This window comes from Bordetella petrii (assembly GCF_000067205.1).
GTDB lineage: Bacteria > Pseudomonadota > Gammaproteobacteria > Burkholderiales > Burkholderiaceae_B > Bordetella_A > Bordetella_A petrii.
In genome coordinates this window covers 626,749-647,854 of record NC_010170.1, presented here as the reverse complement: position 1 = coordinate 647,854, position 21,106 = coordinate 626,749, and the positions used below count along the sequence as shown (strand labels likewise).

At 66.7% G+C, this 21,106-nt stretch carries 16 protein-coding genes; 8 read left to right on the top strand and 8 right to left on the bottom strand.

All coding sequences use genetic code 11. From position 1 onward, the window contains the following. Positions 1-65 precede the first annotated feature (65 nt). The 5 genes from BPET_RS02930 to BPET_RS02910 all read left to right on the top strand — a co-directional run bounded on the left by BPET_RS02930 (position 66) and on the right by BPET_RS02910 (position 9,701). On the top strand, positions 66-3,572 hold the full coding sequence (locus tag BPET_RS02930) for an indolepyruvate ferredoxin oxidoreductase family protein (RefSeq protein ID WP_012247606.1): 3,507 nt from the start codon (positions 66-68) through the stop codon (positions 3,570-3,572). A gap of 304 nt (positions 3,573-3,876) precedes the next feature. Next, positions 3,877-6,801 (top strand): ribonucleoside-diphosphate reductase subunit alpha, encoded by a 2,925-nt coding sequence (locus BPET_RS02925; RefSeq protein ID WP_012247605.1) that lies wholly within the window; start codon positions 3,877-3,879, stop codon positions 6,799-6,801. Between the two features lie 23 nt (positions 6,802-6,824). After that, positions 6,825-8,015 carry a ribonucleotide-diphosphate reductase subunit beta gene (locus BPET_RS02920; protein ID WP_012247604.1) on the top strand — a complete coding sequence of 397 codons (1,191 nt, stop codon included), beginning with the start codon at positions 6,825-6,827 and terminating at the stop codon, positions 8,013-8,015. 315 nt (positions 8,016-8,330) lie between these two features. Further along, positions 8,331-8,960, top strand: a complete 630-nt coding sequence (locus BPET_RS02915; RefSeq protein WP_012247603.1) for a histone H1-like DNA-binding protein — start codon at positions 8,331-8,333, stop codon at positions 8,958-8,960. Positions 8,961-9,137: 177 nt separating this feature from the next. Further along, positions 9,138-9,701 carry a YggT family protein gene (locus BPET_RS02910; protein WP_012247602.1) on the top strand — a complete coding sequence of 188 codons (564 nt, stop codon included), beginning with the start codon at positions 9,138-9,140 and terminating at the stop codon, positions 9,699-9,701. Positions 9,702-10,187: 486 nt separating this feature from the next. Here BPET_RS02910 and BPET_RS02905 read toward each other — a convergent pair whose 3' ends face one another. The 8 genes from BPET_RS02905 to BPET_RS02870 all read right to left on the bottom strand — a co-directional run bounded on the left by BPET_RS02905 (position 10,188) and on the right by BPET_RS02870 (position 16,966). Then, positions 10,188-10,691, bottom strand: coding sequence for an outer membrane lipoprotein (locus tag BPET_RS02905; protein WP_041862661.1), 504 nt, complete (start codon positions 10,689-10,691; stop codon positions 10,188-10,190). A gap of 183 nt (positions 10,692-10,874) precedes the next feature. Continuing rightward, a complete protein-coding gene (locus BPET_RS02900) occupies positions 10,875-11,816 on the bottom strand; it encodes a carbohydrate kinase family protein (RefSeq protein ID WP_012247600.1) in 942 nt (313 codons plus the stop codon). Between the two features lie 12 nt (positions 11,817-11,828). Beyond that, complete coding sequence (locus BPET_RS02895; RefSeq protein ID WP_012247599.1) at positions 11,829-12,962, bottom strand: DUF3426 domain-containing protein; 1,134 nt, start codon at positions 12,960-12,962, stop codon at positions 11,829-11,831. A 23-nt stretch (positions 12,963-12,985) separates the two neighbouring features. Further along, the gene (gene prmA / locus BPET_RS02890; protein ID WP_012247598.1) at positions 12,986-13,906 is read right to left on the bottom strand and encodes a 50S ribosomal protein L11 methyltransferase; all 921 of its coding nucleotides are present in this window, start codon (positions 13,904-13,906) and stop codon (positions 12,986-12,988) included. A gap of 45 nt (positions 13,907-13,951) precedes the next feature. Further along, entirely contained in the window at positions 13,952-15,298 is a 1,347-nt protein-coding gene (gene accC, locus BPET_RS02885) for an acetyl-CoA carboxylase biotin carboxylase subunit (protein WP_012247597.1), read from the bottom strand. Between the two features lie 8 nt (positions 15,299-15,306). Further along, positions 15,307-15,756: an acetyl-CoA carboxylase biotin carboxyl carrier protein gene (gene accB, locus BPET_RS02880; RefSeq protein WP_012247596.1), complete on the bottom strand. Its 450-nt coding sequence runs from the start codon at positions 15,754-15,756 to the stop codon at positions 15,307-15,309. A 100-nt stretch (positions 15,757-15,856) separates the two neighbouring features. Further along, entirely contained in the window at positions 15,857-16,291 is a 435-nt protein-coding gene (gene aroQ / locus BPET_RS02875) for a type II 3-dehydroquinate dehydratase (protein WP_012247595.1), read from the bottom strand. A 135-nt stretch (positions 16,292-16,426) separates the two neighbouring features. Next, positions 16,427-16,966, bottom strand: a complete 540-nt coding sequence (locus BPET_RS02870) for a TlpA family protein disulfide reductase (protein WP_012247594.1) — start codon at positions 16,964-16,966, stop codon at positions 16,427-16,429. 67 nt (positions 16,967-17,033) lie between these two features. On the opposite strand from BPET_RS02870, the gene mpl reads away from it, so the two are divergent. The 3 genes from mpl to BPET_RS02855 all read left to right on the top strand — a co-directional run bounded on the left by mpl (position 17,034) and on the right by BPET_RS02855 (position 20,981). Next, positions 17,034-18,410 carry a UDP-N-acetylmuramate:L-alanyl-gamma-D-glutamyl-meso-diaminopimelate ligase gene (gene mpl / locus BPET_RS02865; RefSeq protein ID WP_012247593.1) on the top strand — a complete coding sequence of 459 codons (1,377 nt, stop codon included), beginning with the start codon at positions 17,034-17,036 and terminating at the stop codon, positions 18,408-18,410. Next, positions 18,407-19,006 (top strand): YqiA/YcfP family alpha/beta fold hydrolase, encoded by a 600-nt coding sequence (locus BPET_RS02860; protein WP_012247592.1) that lies wholly within the window; start codon positions 18,407-18,409, stop codon positions 19,004-19,006. Before mpl ends, BPET_RS02860 begins: the two co-directional genes overlap by 4 nt. A gap of 85 nt (positions 19,007-19,091) precedes the next feature. After that, positions 19,092-20,981 carry a ribonuclease catalytic domain-containing protein gene (locus BPET_RS02855; RefSeq protein WP_012247591.1) on the top strand — a complete coding sequence of 630 codons (1,890 nt, stop codon included), beginning with the start codon at positions 19,092-19,094 and terminating at the stop codon, positions 20,979-20,981. Positions 20,982-21,106 lie beyond the last annotated feature (125 nt).

The window sequence follows — 21,106 nt, the reverse complement described above, 5'->3', positions numbered from 1 at the left end:
CAATAACGCAATAAACAGGCAGTTGCGCGCACCTATCATGGTAAGAACGAATAGGAGCGCCCATCATGGACGGAACCCCCGCGGCCGAACCGGCCCTGGACCTGGACTACCAGCTGCAGGACAACCTGACGCGTACACGCGGCCGCGTATTCCTGACCGGCACGCAGGCGCTGGTGCGCGTACTGCTGGCCCAGCGCCGGCTGGACCGCGAACGCGGCCTGAACACCGCCGGTTTTGTGTCGGGCTATCGCGGCTCGCCGCTGGGCGGGGTCGACATGGCCATGTGGAAGGCCCGGCCCATTCTCGATGCGCACCAGATCACCTTCGTGCCCGGCATCAACGAAGACATGGCCGCCACCGCCGTCATGGGCACGCAGCAGGCCGGCGTGCGCGCCGACCGCAAGGTCGATGGCGTGTTCGCCCTGTGGTACGGCAAGGGCCCCGGCGTGGACCGCGCCGGCGACGCCCTGCACCACGGCAACGCGGCCGGCGCCTCGCGCCACGGCGGGGTGCTGGTCGTGGTGGGAGACGACCATACGGCCGTGTCGTCGTCGATTCCGCACGCCAGCGAAGCCTCGTTGATCGGCTGGCAGATGCCGATCGTGCACCCCGCTTCCATCGAGGAATACGAGACCTTTGCGCTGTGGGGCTGGGCGCTGTCGCGCTACAGCGGCGCGTGGGTGGCGTTCAAGGCCATTTCCGAAACGGTGGAAAGCGGCCAGGCATATACGCCGGCGCCGCCCGCCCGCTACGACATGCCGGCCGATCCCGACCTGCCGCCCGAAGCGCTGGAATACACCGCGCGCGACTTTCTTTCGCCGGCGGTGGAACTGCGCATGCAGAAGCGCCTGCGCGCCGTGCGCGCCTTCGCGCGGCGCCATTCAATCGACCGCCTGGTCTGCGCCGCGCCCCACGCGCGCGTGGGCCTGGTGACCGTGGGCAAGGCACACCTGGATACCCTGGAAGCCCTGGCCCGGCTGGGCATCGACCCGTGGGCGGCCGATACGCCGGTGCGCATCTATAAGCCTGGCCTGACCTGGCCGCTGGACGCCGGCCGGCTGCATGACTTCGCGCGCGGCTTGTCGCATATTCTGGTGATCGAAGAAAAAGGCGCGGTGGTAGAGGGCCAGATCAAGGACCTGCTGTACAACTTGCCCGCGCGCCCCGGCGTGGCCGGCAAGACCGGCCTGGATGGCGAGCCCCTGGTGCCATCGGCCGGGCAACTGCGGCCGTCGCTGCTGGCTGCGCCGCTGGCCGCATGGCTGGCGCGCACGGCCGGCCTGCGCAGCGCCGCCGACCCGGCCGCGCTCGCCTGTCCGGCGCCGCTGTCCAACGACGCCGATGGCATGCGCCGGCGCCCCTATTTCTGTTCGGGCTGCCCGCACAATAGCTCGACCAAAGTGCCCGAAGGCAGCCAGGCGCTGGCCGGCGTGGGTTGCCACTACATGGCCGCGTGGATGGACCGCGATACCGGCGGCCTGACCCAGATGGGCGGTGAAGGCGCCGACTGGATCGGCCTGTCGCGCTATATAGAGATGCCGCACGTGTTCCAGAACATGGGCGAAGGCACCTATTATCATTCCGGCTACCTGGCGATCCGCCAGGCGGTGGCGGCGCGCGCCAACATCACCTACAAGATCCTGTTCAACGACGCGGTCGCCATGACCGGCGGCCAGCCGGTGGACGGCCCGATCTCGGTGCCGCAGATTTGCCAGCAACTGCGCGGCGAAAACGTGGCGCGCATCGTGGTCACCACCGACGAACCCGCCAAATACCAGGGGGTGGAGCTGCCGGCCGGCGTCACCGTGCACCATCGGCGCGAACTCGACGCCCTGCAGCGCGAATTGCGCGCCACGCCCGGCGTCACCGTGCTGATCCACGACCAGACCTGCGCGGCCGAGAAGCGGCGGCGGCGCAAGAAGCAGCAGTTTCCCGACCCGCCGCGCCGCCTGCTGATCAATAGCGCCGTGTGCGAAGGTTGCGGCGATTGCGGCGTGCAGTCGAACTGCCTGTCTATCGTGCCGCTGGAAACCCCTTATGGCCGCAAGCGCGCCATCGACCAGTCGAGCTGCAATAAAGACTATTCCTGCGCCGAAGGCTTCTGCCCCAGCTTCGTGTCGGTGCTGGACGGCACGCTGCGCAAGCGGGCCGCCCCGACGCCCGGCGCGCCGGCCTGGCGGCGGCACCTGGACGCGCTGCCCCTGCCGCCCGCCCACGCGCCCGAGCAACCCTACCGCATGCTGGTGGCGGGCATGGGCGGCACCGGCGTCATTACTATAGGCGCGATCGTGTCAGTGGCCGCGCACCTGCAGGGCCTGTCTGCCTCGGTGCTGGACCTGACCGGCCTGGCCCAGAAAGGCGGCACGGTCGTCAGCCACATCCGGCTGGCCCCGCCCCACGCCCCCGAAGGCCCGGTGCGGCTCGACTGGCAACAGGCCGACGCCGCGATCCTGTGCGACCCGGTGGCCGCGGTAGCGCCCGATTCGCTGGGCGCGCTGCGCCGCGGGCACACGCAGGTGGTGGTCAACACTTACGTGGCGCCGGTATCGGAATTCACCCGAAACCCCGATGCGGCGCTGCGGCCCGAAGCGCTGCTGGCCAAGATCCGCCATGCCGCGGGCGAGGCCCGCACGGCCGCGCTCGACGCGCACCAGGCCGCGCTGGCGCTGTTCGGCGACAGCATTCTGTCGAACATGTTCATGCTGGGCTACGCCTGGCAGCGCGGCGCGGTGCCGCTGTCGCACGCCGCGCTGGCGCGCGCCATCGAGCTCAACGGCGTGGCCGTGCAGGCCAACCGGGACGCCTTCGAGGCCGGCCGCCTGGCGGCGCACCAGCCACAGGCGCTCGAAGACGCGCTGCGCCCGGCGGCGCAGGTGGTGCAGCTGCACGTGCCCGAATCGTTCGAGCGCGCCGTGGCGCGCCGCGAGCGCGACCTGACCGCCTACCAGAACGCCGCGTACGCCCGCCAGTACCGGGAACTGGTCGACCGGGTGGCGCAGCGCGAGCGCGAGCTGGCGCCCACGGCGCGCACGCCGCGGCTGGCCATGGCGGTGGCCCGCAGCCTGTTCAAGCTGATGGCCTATAAAGACGAATACGAAGTCGCGCGGCTGTATACCGACGGCAGCTTCCGGCAGCAACTGCGCGAGCAGTTCGAAGACGGCTACACCCTGCGCTTTCATATGGCGCCGCCGCTGCTGGCGCGCAAGGACCCGCACACCGGCATTCCCCGCAAGCTTGCGCTGGGGCCGGCCGCCTGGCCGGCCATGCGGCTCCTGGCGCGTCTGAAGGGCCTGCGCGGCACCTGGCTGGACCCGTTCGGCCACAGCGCCGAACGGCGCATGGAGCGCCAGCTGATCCAGGAGTACCGCCAGACGGTAGAGACTCTGCTGAAGCACCTGTCGCCGGCCAACCTGGTCCAGGCGGCGGGTATCGCGGCGTTGCCCGAGCAGGTGCGGGGCTTTGGGCACGTCAAGGTGGCTAGCGTGACACACTACCGGCAGCGCCTGGAGCAGATGTTGCAACACTATGGTCCATCGGGCTCTCCGGCGGTTTCCGCGCGCAAAAGCGCATGAAATCGGGGCCTGAAATGCGAAAACCATGCCATACGCGCCTTACCAGCTAGCGCGTTACATTTAGTCGCAATTAATTGGGGAACGAGGATCGAGTTCTCCTTGTTCCCCCCTCCCCTCATCACTAGAATTAGTGCCATACGAGGGGTGTTACACTATATGTAGTGGTCGTCAGAATAGTCGGATTCACTTCCGCCTGGCGCAGCCGGGCGTTCGCACCGGCACCGTACGACCCCCCTCTCCAGATACATCAGCACCCGGCATGGGCACGTCCCATGCGTTATCCGCTATTTCCACAGGAGCTTCCATGCAGACTACGATCGCCTCTGTGACCCGGCCTTCCGCCGTGCCGCCCTCCCAAACCGATGTTCCCGCCGACGCCAACGGCGGCCAGTGGGCCAGCTACAACGTCATCCGGCGCAATGGCTCCGTGGTGGGGTTCGAGCCCAGCAAGATCGCCATCGCCATGACCAAGGCCTTCCTGGCCGTCAACGGCGGCCAGGGCGCGGCTTCCGCGCGCGTGCGCGAACTGGTCGAGACCCTCGCCTCGCAGGCGGTCAACGCCCTGGTGCGCAACCGCCCGGCCGGCGGCACCTTCCATATTGAAGACATCCAGGACCAGGTCGAACTGGCCCTGATGCGCTCGGGCGAGCACGATGTGGCCCGCGCCTACGTGCTGTACCGTGAAAAGCGCGCGCAAGAGCGCGCCGCCGCCGCCGAAGTGCTGGAAAAAACCGCGCCGGCCGTCGCCCAGGAAAGCCACCTGAACGTGGTCGACAACGGCGTGCGCCGCCCGCTCGACCTGGCCGCGCTGCGCGCCACCATCGAGGCCGCCGGCGAAGGCCTGAGCGAGTTCATCGACACCGAAGCGATCCTGAAGGAAACGGTCAAGAACCTGTACGACGGCATTCCCGTCGACGAGGTGTTCAAGTCCGCCATCCTGTCGGCGCGCGCGCTGGTTGAAAAAGACCCGGCCTATAGCCAGGTCACCGCGCGCCTGCTGCTGCATACGATCCGCAAGGAAGTGCTGGGCGAAGAAGTGTCGCAGGCCGGCATGGCCACGCGCTACGCCGAGTACTTCCCCACCTTCATCCAGCGCGGCATCGAAGGCGGCCTGCTCGACGCCAAGCTGGCCGAGTACGACCTGGCCCGCGTCGGCGCGGCGCTGGACGCCCGCCGCGACCTGCAGTTCGGCTACCTGGGCCTGCAAACCCTGTACGACCGCTACTTCCTGCACATCCGCGGCACCCGCATCGAACTGCCGCAGGTGTTCTTCATGCGCGTGGCGATGGGCCTGGCCCTGCGCGAGTCCGACCGCGAAGCGCGCGCCATCGAGTTCTACGAGATTCTGTCGTCGTTCGACTTCATGAGCTCCACGCCCACGCTGTTCAACTCGGGCACCCTGCACTCGCAGCTGTCGTCGTGCTACCTGACCACCGTGTCCGACGACCTGGAAGGCATCTACGACGCCATCAAGGAAAACGCGCTGCTGGCCAAGTACGCCGGCGGCCTGGGCAACGACTGGACCCCGGTGCGCGCGCTGCGCAGCCACATCAAGGGCACCAATGGCGAAAGCCAGGGCGTGGTGCCGTTCCTGAAGGTTGTCAACGACACCGCCGTGGCGGTGAACCAGGGCGGCAAGCGTAAGGGCGCGGTGTGCACGTACCTGGAAACGTGGCACCTGGACATCGAAGAATTCCTCGAGCTGCGCAAGAACACCGGCGACGAACGCCGCCGCACGCACGACATGAACACGGCCAACTGGATTCCCGACCTGTTCATGAAGCGCGTCATGGAAAACGGCGAATGGACCCTGTTCTCGCCGTCCGACTGCCCCGACCTGCACGACAAGTACGGCAAGGCCTTCGAGCAGGCCTACCTGGGCTACGAAGCCAAGGTGGCCAGCGGCGAACTCAAGCTGTTCAAGAAAATGCCGGCCATTTCGCTGTGGCGCAAGATGCTGTCGATGCTGTTCGAAACCGGCCACCCCTGGATCACGTTCAAGGACCCGTGCAACATCCGCTCGCCGCAGCAGCACGTGGGCGTGGTGCACAGCTCGAACCTGTGCACCGAGATCACCCTGAACACCAACGATTCTGAAATCGCCGTTTGCAACCTGGGCTCGGTGAACCTGGTCGCGCACATGAAGCCGGCTGCCGCTGGCGGCTTTGAGCTCGATCACGACAAGCTCAAGCGCACGGTCGGCATCGCCATGCGCATGCTCGACAACGTGATCGACATCAACTACTACGCGGTCAAGAAAGCCAAGGACTCGAACGAGCGCCACCGTCCGGTGGGCATGGGCATCATGGGTTTCCAAGACTGCCTGCAAATGATGCGCGTGCCCTACGCCTCGCAAGCCGCCGTCGAATTCGCCGACCGCTCGATGGAAGCCGTGTGCTATCACGCGTACTGGGCATCGAGCGAACTCGCGCAAGAACGCGGCCGCTATCCTTCGTACGAAGGCTCGCTGTGGTCGCGCGGCATCTTGCCGCAAGACACGCTGGCGATGCTGCGCGACGAACGCGGCGGCCATGTTGAAGTCGATGAATCGAGCACGCTCGATTGGAATGCGTTGCGTGCGCGCATCAAAGAACACGGCATGCGCAACTCGAACTGCATCGCAATTGCCCCAACTGCGACAATTTCCAATATCATTGGCGTATCTGCGTGCATCGAACCTACTTTCCAGAACTTGTACGTCAAATCGAATCTCTCCGGCGAGTTCACGGTCGTTAACGATTACCTCGTGCGTGACCTGAAGAAACTCGGTCTCTGGGACGAAGTCATGGTCGCCGACCTCAAGTACTTCGACGGCAGCCTGTCCCGTATCGATCGCGTACCTTCCGAACTTCGCGAACTCTACGCCACCGCGTTCGAAGTCGAACCGCGCTGGCTGGTCGAGTGCGCGTCGCGTCGCCAAAAGTGGATCGACCAGGCCCAATCGCTCAACATCTACATGGCGGGCGCCTCGGGCAAGAAACTCGACGACACCTACAAGCTGGCGTGGCAGCGTGGCCTGAAAACCACCTACTACCTGCGCACGCTGGGCGCCACCAGCGCCGAAAAATCCACGGGCCGCGGCGGCGAACTGAACGCCGTCAGCGCCGGCCAGGCCGCCACGGCGGTTACGGCGGCAGCCCCCAACTTGCCTGAACCCGAAGTCCTCGGGGCGGTTTGCACCATGCGGCCGGGTGATCCCGGCTTCGAAGAGTGCGAAGCCTGCCAGTAAACCACCGCCCGGAGAATTCATTCATGCTTAATTGGGAAGACGACAAACTCGCAGTGCAACCGGCGCAATCGCCCGCCCCCGCGGCGGGCGGGCAGCCGGCCCGCGCCGCCACCGGCGTGTTCGGCGACGCGGCACTGCCTACCCCGGCCGCGCCGCAGCATGCGGCCAGCCTGCAAAGCAGCGACGATGCCGCCGCGCATCGCGTCAAGGTTGCCGACAAGCGCATCATCAACGGCAAGACCGACGTCAACCAGCTGGTGCCGTTCAAATACAAATGGGCCTGGGAAAAATACCTGGCCACCTGCGCCAACCACTGGATGCCGCAGGAAATCAACATGTCGCGCGACATCGCCCTCTGGAAGAACCCCAACGGGCTCACCGAGGACGAACGCCGCATCGTCAAGCGCAACCTGGGTTTCTTCGTCACGGCCGACTCGCTGGCCGCGAACAACATCGTGCTGGGCACCTACCGCCACATCACGGCGCCTGAATGCCGCCAGTTCCTGCTGCGCCAGGCGTTCGAAGAAGCCATCCACACGCACGCCTATCAGTACATCGTCGAAAGCCTCGACCTGGACGAAGCCGAGATCTTCAATGCCTACAACGAAGTCCCGTCCATTCGCGCCAAAGACGAATTCCTGATTCCGTTCATCGAAGCCATCGCCGACCCCACCTTCCATACCGGCACCCCCGAATCCGACCAGAAACTGCTGAAGTCGCTGATCGTGTTTGCGTGCCTGATGGAAGGCCTGTTCTTCTACGTGGGGTTCACGCAGATCCTGGCGCTGGGCCGCCAGAACAAGATGACCGGCGCCGCCGAGCAATACATGTACATCCTGCGCGATGAATCCATGCATTGCAATTTCGGCATCGACCTGATCAACACCATCAAGCTGGAAAACCCCCATCTGTGGACGCCGGAATTCCGCGAGGAAATCCGCGGCCTGTTCCAGAAGGCGGTAGAACTCGAATACGCTTACGCCGAAGACACGATGCCGCGCGGCGTGCTGGGCTTGAACGCACCTATGTTCAAGTCGTACCTGCGCTTCATCGCCAATCGCCGTTGCCAGCAAATTGGGATAGAACCGCTGTATCCCCAGGAGGAAAACCCCTTCCCGTGGATGGCGGAAATGATCGACCTTAAAAAGGAACGCAACTTTTTCGAAACACGCGTGATCGAATACCAGACCGGCGGAACGCTGAGCTGGGAATGATGCGCATCGGTCGCCGCGCGCAGTGGCTTGCGTGGCGACCCGATGCCGGCTCCGTCGGCCTGGGTATTCGAATACGCAGTACCAAGCGGTAGGTCGCCCGATGTCGGGCGCCTGCCGGCGCCATTTGAGATGGCTCGCGCATAGTGCGGGGGCCATATCAAATGGCTGTGCCGAATTCATTAGCGCAAACCGTAGTAGCTGTCGCCCGCATGGGACAGCGGCATGCGCCGATGAATAGCCCGGGCGCGATCCGTTTTTCGGCGGATGGTGGCACGGGTTTAAGTTCTGGGACCCCTGAACCTAAGGAGCATGACCATGGCAACAGCCAAGAAAGCCGCCAAGAAAGCGGTGAAGAAACCCGCCGCCAAGAAGGCCGCGGCCAAGAAAGCCCCGGCCAAGAAGGCCGTCAAGAAAGTCGCCGTGAAGAAGGTTGCGGCCAAGAAGGTTGCGGCCAAGAAACCCGCCGTGAAGAAAACGGCAGCCAAGAAGCCGGCAGTGAAGAAGACCGCCGCCAAGAAAACCGTGAAGAAAGCCGCTGCCAAGAAGGCGGTGAAGAAAGCGGTTGCCAAGAAGGCTGTCAAGAAAGTCGCTGCCAAGAAGACCGTGAAGAAAGCGGTCAAAAAGGCTCCGGCCAAGAAAGCCGTCAAGAAAGCAGTAGCCAAGAAGGCCGTCAAGAAAGCGGTCAAGAAGGCGCCTGCCAAGAAAGCGGCCAAAAAGGCCCCCGCCAAGAAAGCTGCCAAGAAAGCGGTAGCCAAGAAGGCGCCGGCGAAGAAGGCTGCTGCGAAGAAGCCTGCCGCCAAGAAGGCTGCCGCCAAGAAGCCTGCCGCTAAAAAGGCTGCCCCCAAGAAGCCCGCCACGCCGCCTTCCACGGCGGCCGCCCCGGGCGCGAAAACCGCGCTGAACCCCGCCGCGTCGTGGCCGTTCCCGACGGGCGGCCGTCCGTAATACGGACGGTAGCCGTTCACTAGCGGTATCCTCAAACCGCCTGGCTTCGGCCAGGCGGTTTTTGCTTTCTGGCGGCTGTGGTATGCCGCGACGCGCTTTGTGGGCGTGCCCCCGCCCGCGCGCACTGCCGTGAGGCCGTGCGACAATAAGCAGTTACCTTTTGGCAGACTGTCCCATATGTTCGGCGATATCCTCCGCTTCCTGCTTGAAATCACTTTTACGCTGTTCGGCGCCGCCCTGATCGCGCGCGCCTGGATCCACGCCGTGCGCCTGCACCCGTTCAATCCGCTGGCACGAGGCATTTTCCAGGTCACCAACTGGCTGGTACTGCCCATTCGCAAACTGATTCCGGCCGGCCACTCTATCGACTGGTCCAGCCTGTTCGCCGCCTGGCTGACGGCGCTGGTTTATCTGGTGCTGGTCTGGATGCTGGCCGTGGGCGCGCTGATCCCAGCCTCGCTGATCCCGGCGGCGCTGGGTTCATCGCTGCTGATGGTGGCGAAGTGGGCGCTGAACCTGATCGTATGGCTGACGCTGCTGCAGGCGGTGCTGTCGTGGATCAACCCGATGTCGCCGCTGATGGCGCTGCTGCAAACCTTGACCGCCCCGCTGCTCGAACCCATCCGACGCATCTTGCCGCGCAGCTCGGCCATCGATTTCTCGCCGCTGGTGCTGCTGATTTTGGCGCAGATCGCGCTGATGATGCTGGCGCGGCTGACGTATGGGTTGGTGGGGGTATAAGGGTAGCGGCTTGCTGCCTGGGGTTGAGTTCTTGCGGTCGTCCCACGCCGCCCGCCAAAGGCGGGGGCGGCGCACGTGCGTCGGGCTCGGGCGCAACCAGGCGCCCGAGGCCTGCTGCGCAGGCTACCCCGCCGCCCAACGCACCGCCCCCGCCTTTGGCGGGCGACGTGGGACTGGTAGCCGGATTACACCTGCGGTTCTTTTCTGGGCGGTGTCTGACACCCTGCGGGAGTCAGACACCTGGGGGCATATGCCCTTCCGGTGGCGATCAGATATCTGATGACCCAGCGGTGCTGCTGAATGCGAACCAGACGCTGCGACAGGCGCCGCTGAATGCGAAATCAGCCGCTAAAACAGGCATCGCGGGAAGCGAAGTTAGACGCTAAAAGCAGGCGCCGCTGAAGCGGGGACGCCGCGGAGCCGGCTTGGCCGGTCCGCCAGCGTCGCCCCCCGGGGGAAGCGCGTAGCGCTTCGGGGGGGAAAATATCAATACGGCGCCACGCGGGTGGGGCCGGCGCCGCTGATTACCTGTACGCGCTGGCCCACGCTGATGGGCACGTCGGCCTCTTGGGCGACGACGCGGGTTTCGCCGTTGTCCAGGCGCACGGTGATTTCCAGACCGGACGCGCGGCCCGCCCGGTTTTCAACCGCGTTGCCGGCCAGCGCGCCCAGGATGGCGCCGCCTACGGTAGCCAGGGCGCGGCCCGTGCCGCCACCCACTGCGTTGCCTGCCACGCCGCCCAGCGCGCCGCCGGCGATCATGCCCACGCCGCTGGATTTATCGTCTTGAATGGTAATGGGGCGCACGCCCGTGACCGTGCCGATGCGCACGATCTGTTCGCGCTGGGCCTGGTCGTACGAATACACGCCGCTAGAGGCGCTGCGATTGGCGCAACCACCCAGCACGGCCATCGAAGCGACGACCGCCGCTACGGCCAGCCAGCGGCCGGCGCGCGGCGCCATGACGGGAGAGGACAGGGTTTGGCTCATGTGGACTCCTTCATAGGTAACCACTATTTTATGCATCTGATAATACTCTCGCGTGCGCTAAAAATACGGGTACGAAACAGCATGCAACTTTTAGAGCGCTTGCCGCAGCGCAGCGTAACGGGGCTGTAACACCCTGCGGGGCGGCCCGCCAGGATTTCTGACCGCCCTTGCCGCGCCGGGTTCCTAGGCCGGCAGGCCGATGCCGTACGCCGCGCGCAGCTGGGCATCGATCTCGCCGCGGCTGGGGGCATGGTTCTGCGGCCCGCGCGAGGCAATCTTGATGGCGCCCATCAGGTTGGCCAGGCGGCAGCTGTCCAGCCAGCTCCAGCCATTGGTCAGCCCGTACAGCAGTCCGGCGCGATGCGAATCGCCGCAGCCGGTGGGATCGACCACCGCCGCGGGGCGCACCGGCGGCACGTGCACCGTAGCGCCGTCCGTCAACAACGTGGCGCCGTCGCCGCCGCGCGTTACCACCACCGCCTGCAGCTGCGAGGCAATGTCGGCCATGCTGCGCCCGGTGCGCTGCTCGACCACGCCAGCCTCGTAGTCGTTCACCGTCAGGGCCTGGGCCAGCCCCAGCATGCGGTCGAGGTCGGCGCCATCGAACAGCGGCATGGCCTGGCCCAGATCGAAAATGAACGGAATGCCGGCGGCGTGCAGCCGTTCGGCGTGGGCAAACATGCCGGCCTTGGCGTCCGGCGCCACGATGGCCCAGTCCGCCCGCGCGCCGCTGAGGTCGTTCTGCGCCGAGAGCTCCATGGCGCCGGGGTGGAACGCCGCGATCTGGTTGTCTTCGAGGTCGGTGGTAATGAAACACTGCGCCGTGAAGGTGCCCGGCATGACGCGCAGGCGCGAGGTGTCGATGCCCAGGCCCGTGAAGCGCTCCAGATAATCGGCGGCATCGTCGCCCACCGTGGCCACGGGCACCGGGTGGCCGCCCAGCAGCTTCAGGTTATAGGCGATATTGCCGGCGCATCCGCCGTACTCTTTGCGCATGGCCGGCACCAGGAACGACACGCTGAGCGATTGGATGCGGTCGGGAAGGATGTGTTCTTTGAACCGGCCATCGAACACTGCGATGGTGTCGAACGCCATCGAGCCGCAAACCAGAACGGGAGCCGTCATGCTTGTCATCCTTCAGGGAAAGAATTTGTCGAGTTGGAAGCCGTTGACCTGCACGCCGGCCACTTCAATGGGCACCGTGACGTTGATCTCGGCGCCGGGCTCGAAGGGGCCTTCGGCCTGGCCGGGCGGCAGGTAGTCGCGGGGCTGCAGCACCTTGCGCACCACCACGGTATCGGAAAGATCGGTCAGGTCGAGCCGCAGCGCGGGCCAGTGCTGGGGCTGGTCGTAGCGGTTGCGCAGCGACACGCTCAGCACCAGGTGGCTGTGGCCGTCGGCGGGCGCCCCTGCCTGGCCGCGCGGCGGCTGCAGCGACGACGATGTAATGAAAATGCGTTCGATGCGGCGCGCATAGCCGATCTGGCAGCCCAACGGCTGGCACAGGCTGGTCAGCAGCGGGCGCAGCGGCGGCGCCGCGGTGGCGATGGCCGAGCGGTATACATACACCACCTGCAGGGCCAGCAGCAACAGGCCCAGCACGCAGGCGTAGCCCCACAGGCTGCGCACCAGATGGCGGCGAGCCTGACGGTCGGTGTCGAGGAATTCGGGCGGAGTGCGGCCGACATCGGTGGCGCCGTAGTAACGGGTGCGGGCCTCGCCCAGCACGACCGGCTCGACTTCGACGTGATCGCCGGCGTTGGCTGCCGCGTCGTTTTCGGCTTCTGCGTCGCCTTCTGCGTCGATTTCTGCGTCGGTACCGGTTTCGGCGTCCTGGTCGGCGTCCGTGCCGGCAGGGGCTTCGGCAAGGGGTTGCGGCAAGCCGGGTTCGTCATCGGCAAGGCGGTCGTCGTCGTAGGCATCGTCATCATCTTGCGATGCGTGCCCGCCGACGTAGGGATCATGCTTGCGGATATCCGGACGGCCGCGCAGCACGGCCGGCGGCAGGGTCCCCAAGGCGGGCTCGGGCCGGGCTTCAGAAATTGCGGGGGGCACCGCGGCCGGGGCGGGTGGCGCTGGCGGCCGAGACCGGTCGGGCGGCACGGCCAAGCCGGCCGGGGCCGCCTGTGGAATCTGCGCCACCAGGCACGCCCGGCCATCGAACACGGTGCTGCAGGCGCCGCAGCGCACCAGGCCGTTGCGCACCCGAAGCTGGTCGGGCACCACCTTGAAGGCGGTGCCGCATTGCGGGCAGCGGGTCGTCATGGCCATGGCGCGTACCCCATGCGGCGCGTTCAGGTCTTGCGTCCGTGCAGGCAGACCCAGCCATCGCGGGCCTGCCAGACCGACATGGCCAGCCACGGCGCGTAGGCGGCCGCCACTTCGTCGGCCTGGCGCTCGAGCACGCCCGACAGCACCAGCTGGCCGCCCGCCGCCACGCGCCCGGCCAGCATGGGGGCCAGCACCTTCAGCGGATTGGACAGGATGTTGGCCACCACTACCTGGTACGTACCATCGCCCAGCGCATCGGGCAACATGGCCTGCAGGTCGACCTGGTTGACCCGCGCGTTGTCGGCCGTGGCCTGCACCGCCTGCGGGTCGATATCGACGGCGTCAGTGGCGCCGGCCCCCAGCTTGCGGGCCGCGATGGCCAGGATGCCGGAGCCGCAACCGTAGTCGAGCACGGTGGCCCCGGCCGGCAGCTCGGCTTCGAGCCAGGCCAGGCATAAATGGGTAGTGGGATGGCTGCCCGTACCGAAGGCCAGGCCCGGGTCCAGCTCGATGTGAATGGCGTCTTCGGCCGGCGCGGACGGCCCCGGCACGGCCGGGTCGTCACGGTGCCAGCTTGGCACGATCCAGAGGCGGCGGGCGATGTGAATGGGGCCGAACTGCGATTGCGTCAGCCGCACCCAGTCGGCATCGGGCACGTCGCGCAGGGTCCAGCCGCCGGCCTGGATGGGGTCGAGCCCCGCGCCGGCCATGGCCTGTTCGTAGACCTGGGCCGGGTCGGCGCCATCGGGCAGCAGCGCCACGACGCGGTTGCGCTCCCAGGCCTGCACGTCGGGTTCGGTGCCCGGTTCGCCGAACAGGGGGCGCTCGGCGTCGGTACCCAGGTCGGCGTCTTCCACCGAGACCGACAGCACGCCGGCTTCGAGCAGCGCATCGGACAGCGCTTCGGCCTGCGCCTCGAGGCAATGAAGCACAAGTTCACGCATGGCGGGTTCTTCCGGTGAGGCGGGCCGCAGGGGCCCGCCTGGGCATCAAGGGCGCTGGGCCAGCTTGTGCTCGAGATAATGGATGCTGGTGCCGCCTTCAATGAAGCGGGCATCTTGCAGCAGTTCGCGATGCAGCGGGATGTTGGTGGAAATGCCTTCGACCACCATCTCGGACAGCGCAATGCGCATGCGGGCCAGCGCCTGATCGCGCGTGTCGCCGTACGTGATGACCTTGGCGATCATCGAATCGTAGTTGGGCGGCACGAAATAGCCGTTGAACGCGTGCGAATCGATGCGCACCCCGGGGCCGCCCGGCGTGTGCCAGTTGGTGATGCGGCCAGGGCTGGGCACGAAGCGGAACGGATCTTCGGCATTGATGCGGCATTCGATGGCATGGCCCTTGAACTGGATGTCGCGCTGGCGCAGCAGGAATTTTTCGCCCGAGGCGATGCGGATCTGCTGCTGGACCAGGTCGACCCCGGTGATGAGCTCGGTGACCGGGTGCTCGACCTGGATGCGCGTGTTCATTTCAATGAAATAGAACTCGCCGTTTTCATACAGGAACTCGAACGTGCCGGCGCCGCGATAGCCCATTTTGCGGCAGGCGTCGGCGCAACGGTCGCCGATGCGCTCGATCAGGCGACGGGCGATGCCCGGCGCGGGAGCCTCTTCGATGACCTTCTGGTGGCGCCGCTGCATGGAGCAGTCGCGCTCGCCCAGCCACACGGCATTGCGCCCGCCGTCGGCCAGTATCTGGATTTCCACATGGCGCGGGTTCTCGAGGAACTTCTCCATGTAGACTTCGGGGTTGTTGAAGGCCGCGCCGGCTTCCGAGCGCGTCATGGTGACGGCGTTGAGCAGCGCGGCTTCGGTGTACACCACGCGCATGCCGCGCCCGCCGCCGCCGCCGGCCGCCTTGATGATCACCGGATAGCCCACTTCGCGGGCCACGCGCAGGATTTCCTGCGGATCGTCGGGCAGCGCGCCCTCGGAACCCGGCACCACCGGCACGCCGGCCTCGATCATGGCGCGCTTGGCGCTGACCTTGTCGCCCATCAGCCGGATGGTTTCGGGACGCGGCCCGATGAACACGAAGCCGCTTTTCTCGACCCGCTCGGCAAAATCGGCGTTCTCCGACAGGAAGCCGTAGCCGGGGTGAATGGCCTCGGAATCGGTGACCTCGGCGGCCGAGATGATGGCCGGCATGTTCAGGTAACTTTCGCGCGACGGCGCCGGCCCGATACACACGGACTCATCGGCCAGGCGCACATACTTGGCGTCGCGGTCGGCCTCGGAGTGCACGACCACCGTCTTGATGCCGAGTTCGCGGCAGGCGCGTTGGATGCGCAGCGCGATCTCGCCGCGGTTGGCGATCAGGATTTTTTCAAACATATGCGCAATCAGCCAATGACGAACAGCGGTTGGCCGTATTCGACGGGTTCGCCGTTTTCGACGAGGATCTCTTTGATGACGCCGGACTTGTCGGCCTCGATTTCATTGAGCAGCTTCATGGCTTCGATGATGCACAGCGCGTCGCCTTCCTTGACCGACTGGCCCACGTCCACGAAGGGCGCGGCGCCGGGGTTGGGCGCGCGGTAGAAGGTGCCCACCATGGGCGCCTTGACCACATGGCCCTGGGGCACGGGTGCGGCTTCGGGAGCCGGCGCGGCGGCCGCGGGGGCCGGCGCGGCGGCGGCCGCGGGCGCTTCGGGCACATGGTAGGCCACCGGCTGCAGGGTCTGCGAGAACTTGACGATGCGGACCTTGCCTTCGCCTTCGGTGATTTCAAGCTCGGCAATGCCCGATTCCGCCACCAGGTCGATCAGGGTTTTGAGTTTTCGGAGGTCCATAGAAGCTGCTTCCCGATTAATGTTAGCGGCGCGTCTGCGTCAGGGCCGCGCCGTATCGTGTAGTGAAAGTAAAGGTGAATCCGGAGACTGGAGTGCCGCACTAATGCCGTGCCGCATAACGCACTGCCGCCTCGTAGCCGTCGGCACCCAGGCCGCAGACCAGGCCGACGGCCAGATCGGACAGGTAAGAATGCTGCCGGAACGGCTCGCGTTTATACAAGTTCGACAAATGTACTTCAATAAAAGGGATCGCAACCGCCGCCAGGGCGTCGCGCACGGCAACACTGGTGTGCGTGTAGGCTGCCGCGTTGATGATGATGAAATCGGTGCCGTCTTGCCGGGCCGCCTGGATGCGCTCGACCAGGGCGCCTTCGTGGTTGCTTTGCCACGCGGTAAGCCCCACCCCAAGTTGCGCAGCCAGCGTTTCGAGGCCCTGGTTGATCTGCGCCAGCGTGAGGCTGCCGTAGAGATGGGGCTCGCGCGAACCCAGCAGGTTCAGGTTGGGGCCGTGCAATACCAGGATCTGTTGCGCCATGTGGGTTGCGCCGGAAGGCCAGCCGCAAAGTGTCGGCAAAACTATCGATAAACCGCCTTTTTACGCCTATTCACATCATTTGTCCAACAGCTACGCGGTAGTGGCCCTATTTTAGCGCCACTGTCGCGGGAGACATCAGGCCGCCAGGTCCTGCAGCGTGCGATCGAGGTCGTCGGACTGGATCTGGCCCAGGATTTTTCGGTTAATTCGGCCATTTGCATCGAAAACCAGGGTAAATGGCAGGCCGCCGGCGGGGTTGCCCAGGGTGCGCAGGGTATCGACAGCGCCCGCGCCCATGACCAGCAAGGGATAGGACACCGGCACTTTTTGCAGGAATTGCCGCATGTTTTCGGCTTTATCCACGCCAATGCCCACAAACTGGATGGCCGGATATTTTTGATGCAATGCCTGCAATTCGGGCATTTCTTTCACGCACGGCGCGCACCAGGTTGCCCAGAAATTAACCACCATGGGCCGGCCCCGCCACTGGGACAAGCTGTGGGGCTGACCATCGAGATCGGGCAGCGACAGCGCCTGCAGCGCCGCGACGGGATCGCCGGCAGGGGCAGGGGCCGGAGTGTGGGCGGCCTGCCCGCCACGCTGGCGGTAAGCGTAGCCGCCGGCTGCGGCGACGGCCACCGCGGCGCCGGCATACAAGAAGATACGACGGTTCATGCCCGGATCATAACCGCTGGCGGCGGCGGGTGGATCGAGCCTCTACAATGCGCCCAGGAGAACATCAATGCACCTGCATATTCTTGGCATTTGCGGCACTTTCATGGGCGGCCTGGCGCTGATCGCACGGGCGGCCGGCCACCGGGTCACGGGCTGCGACACCGCCGTGTACCCGCCGATGAGCACCCAGCTGGCCGAGCAGGGCATCGACCTGATCGAAGGCTATGGGTCCGAGCAACTGGCCCTGGCGCCCGACCTGTACGTGATCGGCAACGTGGTCACGCGCGGCAACCCGCTAATGGAGGCCATTCTGGATGCCGGCGCCCGCTATGTGTCGGGCCCGCAATGGCTGGGCGACAACGTGCTGCCCGGGGCTCACGTGCTGGCGGTGGCCGGCACGCACGGCAAGACCACCACCAGCTCTATGCTGGCCTGGATACTCGAAGCGGCCGGGCTGCGGCCGAACTTCCTGATCGGCGGCGTGGCGCACGACCTGAAAGTGTCGGCGCGCTACGACCCGGCGGTGCGGCCGTTCGTGATCGAGGCCGACGAATACGACACCGCGTTCTTCGACAAGCGCTCGAAGTTCGTGCACTACCGTCCGCGCACGGCGATCTTGAACAACCTGGAATACGATCACGCCGACATTTTCCCCGACCTGGCGGCCATCGAGACCCAGTTCCATCATCTGGTGCGCACTATTCCGGAACGCGGACGCATCGTGCTGCCCACCGGCAGCGCCGCGCTCGACCGCGTCATGGCGCGTGGCTGCTGGTCGGAAACCGTGCGGTTCGGCGCCGGCGGCGCATGGCAGGCCGGCCCGGCCGACGCCGACGGCGCGTTCGAGGTGCTGCGCCATGGCCAGGCCATCGGTACGGTGCGCTGGACGCTGGGCGGCGAGCACAACCGCCTGAATGCCCTGGCGGCCCTGGCAGCGGCCGAGCATGCCGGCGTGGACCCGGCCGAAGGCGTGGCGGCGCTGAGCCGGTTTGGCGGCGTGAAGCGCCGCATGGAACTGCGCGGCACGGCCGGCGGCGTCAAGGTCTACGACGATTTCGCGCACCACCCCACCGCCATCGAAACCACCCTGGAAGGCCTGCGCCGCCAGGTGGGCCAGGCGCGCATCCTGGCCGTGCTGGAGCCGCGCTCGAACACCATGAAGCTGGGCGCCATGGCGGCCCGCCTGCCCGCGGCGCTGCAAGGGGCCGACCGGGTGTTCTGCTTCGGCGCGCGCAGCGGCAAGCATGCGCTGGGCTGGAACCCGGACGAGGTGCTGGCCCCGCTGGGCGAGCGCGCCAGCAGCTACGACGACCTGGACGCTCTGGTGGCCGCGGTGGCCCAGGCAGCCCAGCCCGGCGACCATGTGCTGGTCATGAGCAACGGCGGCTTTGGCGGCGTGCATGGCAAGCTGCTCGACGCCCTGGCGCGGCGAGGGGCGCCATGATCCTGTACCTGCACGGTTTTCGGTCGTCGCCAGCGTCGTTCAAGGCGCGCCTGATGGCGCAAGCCCTGCGCGAGCGCGGCCTGGCGGGCGAGCGCGACTGGCAGTGCCCCCAATTGCCGGCCAGCCCCCGCCAGGCGCTCGACCTGGCGCTGGGCCTGGCGCGCGGCCAACTGGCCCAGGCCGACAGCCCGCGCCGGCTTACCATTATCGGGTCGTCGCTGGGCGGCTACTACGCTACCTGGCTGGCCGAGCAACTGGACTGCAAGGCCGTGCTGCTGAACCCCGCCGTCGAAGCGGCGCGCGACCTGGCCACCCAGGTGGGCCAGCATCGCATGTATCATTCCGACGCGCCGTTCGAATTCCGAGCCGAATATGTCGACGAACTGGCCGCCGTGCGCGTGGCGGCCGTGACGAAGCCCGAGCGCTATTTCCTGGTGGCGGCCACCGGCGACGAAGTGCTGGACTGGCGCGAGATGCAGGCGCGTTACGCCGGTTGCCGGCAACGCATCGTGCCGGGCAGCGACCATGGCCTGTCGGATTTCGAGCGCTGGCTGCCCGAGGTGCTGGATTTTGCCTTCGAGGCTCCCGGCGCCTGACCTGAACCCCATTCCAGCTATATAAACAAGCAGAAGCCCGCCCCGCGCGGGCCGGTGCGGATGCCGCGCCCTCGATGGACTGATTATGTACGTGTTTTACGAAGAAGACGGCGGCTTCAAGGCTGCCAACATCCTGTCAGAAACCGACGCCAGCCTGCAGGTGGAGTCGGAATCGGGCAAGCGCAGCAAGATCAAGCGCGCCAACACGCTGTTCACGTTCGCCGAGCCGGCGCCGGCCGCGCTGTTGGCCGAGGCGGCGCAGGCCGCCGACGCGCTGGATCTGCAGTTTCTGTGGGAATGCGCGCCGCAGGAAGAATTCGACGCGGCCGCCCTGGCGGCCGATTATTTCGGGCACGCGCCCAGCGCGGTGGAACAGGCTGCGCTGCTGATGCGCCTGCACGGCGCGCCGGCGTACTTCCACCGGCGCGGCAAGGGCCGCTACCGGCCGGCGCCGCCGGACATCCTGGCCGCGGCCCTGGCGGCGCTGGAAAAAAAGCAGAAGCAGGCCGAACAGCAGCAGCAGTGGGTCGACGAGATGGCGGCGGGCCGCCTGCCCGGCGAGATCGCCCAGGCGGCCGAATCGCTGCTGATTCGCCCCGACAAGAACAGCATGCAATGGAAGGCCCTGGACGCCGCCTGCGCGCGGCAGCAGAAAAGCCCCGACCGCCTGCTGCTGGAGCTGGGCGCCTGGCCGCACCCGCTGGCTCTGCATAAGCGACGCTTCCTGGCCACCTACTTTCCGCGCGGCACCGGGTTTCCGGATGCCGCCATCCCGCCGCTGGCGCGCGACCTGCCGCTGGCCGATGCCGAACTGTATTCGGTGGACGACATCACCACCACCGAAATCGACGACGCCCTGTCGGTTACCCCCCTGCCCGACGGCAAGGTGCGGGTCGGCATCCATGTGGCCGCGCCGGGCCTGGCCGTGACGCGCGGCAGCGAGCTCGACAAGCTGGCGCGGGCGCGCCTGTCTACCGTGTACATGCCCGGCGAGAAAATTCCCATGCAGCCCGACCACGTCATCCAGGCGTTCTCGCTGGATGCGGGCCGCGAGGTGCCGGCGCTCTCGCTGTACGTGACGGCCGACCCCGCCACGGGCGAAATCTCGGCGACGGAAACGCGGGTCGAGCGCGTGGTGGTGCGCGAGAACCTGCGCCACAACGAACTCGACGGGCAGGTCACCGAAGCCGCCCTGAACGATCCGGACGCGCCGCTGCCGTACGGGCACTGGCTGCGGCCGCTGTGGCGGCTGGCCAGCGCGCTGTCGGCGCAGCGCGACATCGTGCGCGGCAAGCCCGAGAACAATTCGCGGGTGGAATACAGCTTTTACCTGGATGGCGACCCGGACAACCCCGACACGCCGGTGCGGCTGGTGCCGCGCCAGCGCAATGCGCCGCTGGACCGCATGGTGGCCGAGTACATGATCCTGGCCAACAATGTGTGGGGCGGCCTGTTGCATCAGCACGGCGTGCCGGGCATCTATCGCTCGCAGCAGGCCGGGCGCGTGCGCATGAGCACCCAGGCCCTGCCGCACGAGGCCATCGGCGTGCCCCAATATGCCTGGAGCACGTCGCCGCTGCGCCGCTATGTGGACCTGGTCAACCAGTGGCAGTTGATTGCGGCGGTCGAGCATGGCGTGTCGGCCCGCCTGGTGGCCCCGTTCAAGCCACGCGACGCCGATCTGTTCGCCATCATCGGCGCCTTCGACGCGCAATACGCCGCCTGGAACGAGTTCCAGGGCAATATGGAACGCTACTGGTGCCTGCGCTGGCTGCAGCAGCAGGGCATCACCCGCACCGTGGCGCATGTACTGCGCGAAGACCTGGTGCGGCTGGCGAACGCGCCGCTGGTCATGCGGGTGGGCGGCCTGCCCGAGCTGGAACGCGGCATGGCCGTGGAACTGGACATCCTGGGCATGGATGAACTGACGCTCGAGGTGGATTGCCGGTATGTGGGGGTAGTGGGGGGGGCCTGACGGACGCGGCGGGCGTCAGTCTGGCTGTTGGTGGGGTGCTTCTGGCGCCGGTGCGGGACGGGGTGACCGCCGAGGCGCCTCGGGGCCGGACCCGGGCGCGCGGGGCGCCCGGACGGCACCGTGAA